The sequence below is a fragment of the Corynebacterium sp. HMSC078H07 genome (assembly GCF_001812805.1).
GTDB lineage: Bacteria > Actinomycetota > Actinomycetes > Mycobacteriales > Mycobacteriaceae > Corynebacterium.
Genome location: NZ_KV810490.1, coordinates 134,207 through 140,333, shown reverse-complemented (window position 1 = coordinate 140,333; position 6,127 = coordinate 134,207). Strand labels below are relative to the sequence as shown.

The 6,127-nt window shown below is 56.3% G+C and carries 8 protein-coding genes; 4 read left to right on the top strand and 4 right to left on the bottom strand.

From position 1 onward, the window contains the following. Nucleotides 1–219, bottom strand: a 219-nt coding sequence (locus tag HMPREF2875_RS13835) for a hypothetical protein (RefSeq protein WP_210388173.1), incomplete at its 3' end; no start/stop codon positions are given. Between the two features lie 675 nt (nucleotides 220–894). Between HMPREF2875_RS13835 and HMPREF2875_RS13260 the strand changes: the two genes are divergently transcribed. After that, complete coding sequence (locus HMPREF2875_RS13260) at nucleotides 895–1,563, top strand: DUF3558 family protein (protein ID WP_083311890.1); 669 nt, start codon at nucleotides 895–897, stop codon at nucleotides 1,561–1,563. A 343-nt stretch (nucleotides 1,564–1,906) separates the two neighbouring features. Next, nucleotides 1,907–3,382, top strand: a complete 1,476-nt coding sequence (locus HMPREF2875_RS08160; RefSeq protein WP_070671992.1) for a hypothetical protein — start codon at nucleotides 1,907–1,909, stop codon at nucleotides 3,380–3,382. 63 nt (nucleotides 3,383–3,445) lie between these two features. Here HMPREF2875_RS08160 and HMPREF2875_RS08155 read toward each other — a convergent pair whose 3' ends face one another. From HMPREF2875_RS08155 to HMPREF2875_RS08145, 3 genes are all read right to left on the bottom strand, one after another. Then, nucleotides 3,446–3,679: a hypothetical protein gene (locus HMPREF2875_RS08155; RefSeq protein ID WP_070671965.1), complete on the bottom strand. Its 234-nt coding sequence runs from the start codon at nucleotides 3,677–3,679 to the stop codon at nucleotides 3,446–3,448. Between the two features lie 46 nt (nucleotides 3,680–3,725). Beyond that, nucleotides 3,726–4,247, bottom strand: a complete 522-nt coding sequence (greA, locus tag HMPREF2875_RS08150) for a transcription elongation factor GreA (RefSeq protein ID WP_070671962.1) — start codon at nucleotides 4,245–4,247, stop codon at nucleotides 3,726–3,728. A gap of 103 nt (nucleotides 4,248–4,350) precedes the next feature. Then, on the bottom strand, nucleotides 4,351–4,842 hold the full coding sequence (locus HMPREF2875_RS08145) for a DUF4307 domain-containing protein (RefSeq protein WP_070671959.1): 492 nt from the start codon (nucleotides 4,840–4,842) through the stop codon (nucleotides 4,351–4,353). A gap of 80 nt (nucleotides 4,843–4,922) precedes the next feature. Between HMPREF2875_RS08145 and mca the strand changes: the two genes are divergently transcribed. Both mca and HMPREF2875_RS08135 read left to right on the top strand, forming a co-directional pair. Next, nucleotides 4,923–5,825, top strand: a complete 903-nt coding sequence (gene mca / locus HMPREF2875_RS08140; protein ID WP_371327565.1) for a mycothiol conjugate amidase Mca — start codon at nucleotides 4,923–4,925, stop codon at nucleotides 5,823–5,825. A 4-nt stretch (nucleotides 5,826–5,829) separates the two neighbouring features. Continuing rightward, nucleotides 5,830–6,123 (top strand): hypothetical protein, encoded by a 294-nt coding sequence (locus tag HMPREF2875_RS08135; RefSeq protein ID WP_039674700.1) that lies wholly within the window; start codon nucleotides 5,830–5,832, stop codon nucleotides 6,121–6,123. Nucleotides 6,124–6,127: the final 4 nt, after the last annotated feature.

Sequence of the window (6,127 nt, the reverse complement as noted above, 5' to 3'; positions counted from 1 at the left end):
TTTGATATGACCGACCCGGCAGACCGCGACAACACTGACGGTGGCGATATTCCCTTCTAGAAGGTTGGGCCGGCGATGCGGCTGGCTTGCTCGTCGAACTAAACGACGACGATGAAGCGGGTGGGAACCCGGCGAAAAAGTGAGACTTGGAAATCGGTGATTTTTCCTATCATCGTCAGAAACGACGAACCCATGCTTCGCCAAAACGATTTGAGACAAGCGAGCTGATCGTCGTTTAATACGACGTCGGGGTTGGTCTTGTGGTTAGGGTTTCGCGCTACCCCCAATGAAGGATTCTCCGGGTGACATTCGCCTGCCGTCCAAGTGGTAGTGGCCGTGGCCCTCTTTTTCGTCGAAAATGACGACGATTGGGGTCGCGTCCCGCAATGGTGCAGTATCCGATTTTCTTTGATGATTCATGGTCGATTTAGCTGATGCGTGAGGATTTGAGCTTCTGCCTTTTAGTGAACAGTTTCGATAATGTTCCGTACATAAGCATACTTTTACCTCGTGGCTGACAGTGCTTGGCGTTGCTTGCGGAAAACATCGATTTAAGAAAAATACTCGCTCAATGCATCGACCGAAAAAGCCCAGCTCATCTACTTTCACTATTGTAATTCGGGGGTACCCGTTTAGATTTTTGCAAATTAGATCCATCTAATTCTTCCGGCCGGATGGTTGTCTGTGTCACAGTGTCTAGCCAGCACCTATTGGTTAAATTTCTAATAGTATTTATTGATAATTCTCGTCGATTGAGCAAATTCTTAAGTAGTTCATAGATTCTGCCGAGACAGACCGTGGTTTTTCGTGCATTCTTGTTTCCGAAGCCGCTCACGGAGTCCGCTCCGGAAGGTGGCTTCGAAAAGTCAGAGAGATTGGTTGAGAAGGGAAACCATGAAGCGAATCGGGGGCCTTGTGCTGGTGGCGGCTTGTATGGGGGTGCTATCGAGCTGTGCATCACTGCAGGGTCTGGGTGTTCGTTCTCATGGCGTTGGTACCGGGGGTTCTCACGATTTCTCTGATGTTAAGGATGGCGGTGACTCAGCGGTCTCGGGGGTCGCTGATGTCACCGCCACGGGGGAGAGGGGGAATGAGACTGCAAGTGGGGTGGGGCAATCGGGAGGTGGGGTGCTGCCGCCACTCGGATCTTTTGATCGAACTCAAGCTGGATTTAGGGTCTTTGACCCGTGTGAAGAAATATTAACTGAAGCTCTTGAGCCGTTGGGCTTGGAGCGGTCAGGAGAACCTCGAAAAAGAAGTGGTTATCGATCTTGTGATTTCGCTTTTATCTCGGGGGCAAGCACGGCGAGCGTAACGGTAGAAGCTCGTCAAGAAACAATGGATGAAATAAAGAATGCATTTCCAGAATCGTTTAGTGCGGTTCAGTTCAGGACTCCTAACGCATATGGAGTTGAAGATGAATTCATACCTAACGCAACCTGCACGGTATTTATTGAAACGATTCGAGGAATAGTTTCGGTTTCTTGGACTGAAATACGTGCTGATAAGACTATGTCAGAAAAGTGCTTGTCGGCCGATCGAATCCTTTTTTCGTTAATGTAAGACAAGAGGTAAGATGAATATTAATCAAGAAAGTTTTGAAAGTCAGATTCAAAATGTAAATCGCCTCAGCAGAGAGATTACTATTTTAGGGCAAGGTACGCATAGCCCGCTTGACGGGGGATTTTCTACAGTTACAGGCCTAAGTGAAGTCGGTGCGATCCACCAGCGTGTGTTGGCGACGGATCCGGGTTCTGCGCGAAATTCGCTTGACGGATTTAGGAGTCAGGTCGCATGGTTAGGGGACACACTGCAAACCGAGCTAGCTGGCTTCTCGTCGCAGGATGAACTGAATAGCCGTGGGCTCGACGTCGCGGATGCTGGAGGCGGCGGTGGAGCGGAAGCAATGCCTATCGTGGAACAGCCGGACCCGGGGTACAGCCCGTTTGGGTTCACGATGCCGGTTGTGGATCCGGGTCCTTCGATTATGGGGCTGGCCTCCGATTTGTTCACTACGAGATTTTGGGATGTCTCGGAAGCACAAGCGCGCTGGAGTTCGTTGAGCACGGAAGTTGGGGACATCGTTGAGGGGCTCCATGCTTCGGCGGCGTCGTTGGAGTCGGAGAATGACTCTGAGCCAACGACGAGGGCGGCAGCAAAGATCCGCGAGGTTGCCCAAGCTGGTACGCACTTCATTGCGAATTCCGCGGTGATGCAGCAGAAGCTCTTCGGCTTGCAGGCCCGCATCATGAGTACCCAGGCAGAGGCAGTTGCGCTTGCCTTCGAGGTGATGGCTATCCCGGAGCCTGCTACGCGCGCAGCGGCGGAAGAGGCAGCGTTACTTTATATGCAGGGGCTGCTGCAAGAGGGCGTTGTCATGGCGATGCCGTACCAACACGCACTGATGGATGCAGCCCCGCCGTCTGGTGGTGGCGATGTAAGCACGGAATTCGGAGCAGTGGCTGGGGATGGAACGCAGTACAACACCGACGGTGTTACCTGGCCCAAGCAGATAGCAGAGGCTATTGAGAACGGCGAGGTTGGTCCAGGTTCTTTTGACGCTGCGAAAGGGCAGATGAAGGGGCTGTCGGAACTGGGAATGGACGCGGCAGAGGCTGCGCAGTTCCAGTCAGATTTGCGCAACCGAGGGCGCAGTATCTTGAGCGAGCTGGGGTTTGGTGAGGCGCTTGAGCCTATCGACGCCTCACAAATGGACACTTCAGCAGCCACCGCTGGGGTTAGTTCCGTGAATCCATTAGGCGGCGTTCAATCGGGAGTCGGACAAACCCTGTCGGCGGCCGGCTTGGGAAGCGGCACCGGTGTGGGAGCATCCGGTATGGGAGCCATGGGGCTGCCTGGAGGCCGTGGCGGTACGGCAGGTTCGCGGGCAGGCGGAATGCCGAGCGGCATGAACAGTGGTTTGGGCAGAGGGCTTGGTCGTATTCCTGAGAATCCAGCGACCTCGGCAGCAGGTCTCGGGGGATTGGGAGCATCTGGCACCGCGCCACAAACCGGAACACATCCCGTTATCGGCGGACTGCCGGGAGCAGCGGCGACTGGTGGGGCGAAGGATGGAAGGGCGTCGGCAAGCGCAGGCGGAGCTGGTGGATCCGTCACTGGCCCTATTGGGGGTGCGGTTGGAGGCGCAGGAAACAGTGGCGCCGGCGTAGCAGCTAAGACTGGGGCACAGGTGGCGAAGGGCGCTGCGGGCCTCCGCATGATGCCCATGATGGGCGGCGCGGCCCGTGGAGGAGAGAATGAAAAGCGGATCAAATCCGTGACCACGCAGGTTGAGCGAGATCCCAACAAACGTGACCTGCTTGGAGAATCGCCGGCGGTGCTTCCGGGCGTGATTGGGGAATGGGCACGGGACGCGGACTAAGCTACGACGAGCAAAACGCAAAAAGCGGCACCACAACAATCGTGGTGCCGCTTCGGCGTGAAGCTAGTTGGTTACAACTTCGGAGCCAGTCGCAGGGGCAACTTCGGTGGCAACCTCGGTCACGGTTTCGGTTGCGGTTTCCTCGGAAGCACCGGCGCCCGGAGCCTCACCCTCGAAGGTGACAGCAGTATCGACTTTTTCATCGGAATCTTGCTGGCTCGGCGGGTGGCAAGCGGCGAGAGTAAGGCCAGCGGTGACGGCCAGACCGGCAGCGGCGAAACGAGTGAACTTCTTCATGGGATAGAACTCTTTCTCAGAAAACGGTGATGTAGAGCAGTATAAGTTAGGACTGGCGCGGCGTGGCGGCCTTTGCAGAATCATACGGTGCTGCAGAGACCACGGTGACTGACAAAGTCTTGCCGTTCGGAGCGGTGTATTCGCGGGTCTCGCCCTCGGCGGCGCCCAGCAAAGCGGCGCCCAGTGGGGACTGCTCGGAGTAGGTTTCCAGATCCTTGTTGTCGGAGGCAGCAGCGCGGGTACCGATGAGGAAGGTCTCGCGGTCGTCCTCATCGCCGTTGTAGTAGACGTGAACAACGGAACCGATGTGGGCGACACCTTCCTGGACGGCGGTGCGCTCGGTGGTGGAGTTAGCCAGAACCTCAGAAATCTGCTTGATGCGGGCCTCTTCCTGGTCCTGCATCTCACGCGCGGCATCGTAACCGGCGTTCTCCTTGAGGTCACCCTCCTCGCGGCGCTCGTTAATCTCGGCAGCGACGACCGGGCGGTGATCAATGAGGGCCTGCAGTTCGGCCTCGAGCTTGGCCTTGGTTTCCGGGGTGATGTACTGCTTCTGCGGCTCAGCCATGGTGCAACCTTCCGTTTACGGATAACTTCTCAAAAGAATGGGTGCAAAAGCGCTGGTGGCGCGGCCCATTCAGAACGCTCAACATACTAGCATAGCTGGGCTTTTAGCTATCTGTTGCCTCACCCGTGAATTCGACAGAATCCATGGTGTCGATGTCCAAGTATGAAGGGATATTGCCGGAACAACCGTAGGCGCCGCCAGCTACCGCGCGGTGGTTCGTAGGAACGTCGATAGCCACGCGCTGGGCTTCCTCACCGCCAGCGGGGACGGCGATTTCGCGGCGGCCGACCTCGGCCTTGGAGTAATCGAAGGCCTGAACAATGCAGTACGCGGGTTCTTCCACGCGGTTGCGGGTAATGTCGACCCAGATTCGGGCCGTGTCATCAGAAAGAATCTCGTGCGAGACATAGGAAATGTTCGCATTGACCTTTTGCTGAGTGCGGAAATACTGCACGCCAAAGAAAACCATGGCGATGAAAACAGCTACAAAAACAAGGACGATGGCGCGGTTCGTCCATGAACCCTTGCTCTTAGTGGAAGAGCCATAACGGGACTGGGAACGGGAGGCAGGACGAGCGGAACCAGCGGAAGACATGAATCTGATTCTAGCCAACCTTCGACCAGAACAAACTATCCACTAGACTGAGCCATTGTTTAAGACGACGGTAAAGGGAGATGTATCACCTAGTGACTACCAAGCGCCTGTTAGCTATTCACGCGCACCCAGACGATGAATCCTCGAAAGGTGCCGCCACCACCGCCAAGTACGCCGCCGAAGGCGCAGAGGTCCTCGTAGTGACCTGTACCGGTGGTGAGCGAGGGGACATCATTAACCCAGCCATGGATCGTCCCGGGGTCCTGGAAAACATGGGCAGCATCCGCCGCGAGGAGATGGCCGAGGCTGCGGCAGCATTGGGTGTCCAACACAGGTGGCTAGGTCATATTGACTCCGGTTTGCCGGGTAATCCTCTAGCCCCCAATATTAAGGACCTGCTCCCTGAAGGTTGCTTCGCCCTCATGGACGACGATGATGTGGCGCAAGAACTGGTGAAGATCATTCGCGAGTTCAAACCACAGGTCATCATCACCTATGACGAGAATGGCGGGTACCCCCACCCGGACCACCTTATGGTGTATCGCTCCTCCATGATTGCGTGGGACAAGGCTGGGGATGAGTCCTACCACCCCGAGCTTGGTCAGGCCTGGGAGCCTCAGAAGCTGTACTACAGCCACGGGTTCGTGTACCAGCGCATGAAGATCTTCCACGATTTGCTGCTGGAGGAAGGCAAGGTGAGCCCCTACGAGCCTATGTTGGCGCGCTGGGACACAACGTTTGGTGACATTATGGCGCGCGTGACCACCCAGGTGGAGTGCGCGGACTACTTCCAGAACCGTGAGGACGCTCTTCGCGCGCATGCCACTCAGATTGATCCCGCAGGAGCATTCTTGGCGACGCCCGTGGAGGTCCAACAACAGCACTGGCCTACGGAAGAATTTGAGTTGGCTAAGACGCGGGTATCCACGGAGCTGCCCGAAAATGATTTATTTGCAGGAATCCCGGAAGTAGGGGAGTCTTAGAAGCATGAACGCTTTGTACTTCGCGGCACACGACGTCGCCCTTTTGGCCCAAGGCGCGCAAAGCGGGCCGGTGGGGCCGGAGTTTGGTAAGGCGTCTCCCATCGGCCTGTTGATCCTTGCGCTGATGGGCGTCGCAGTGCTGTTTGCCGGTTGGAACTTCCACCGCCGCTACTCCCGTTTCCGCCGCCGCACCATGTTTGCGGAGGACCATGGCATTGATCCTTTCGATGATGAGGCTGTTGACGCCGCTATGAAGGAAGCGGGCATCCTCGATACCAGTAAGAAGTCCATCTTCTAACGCG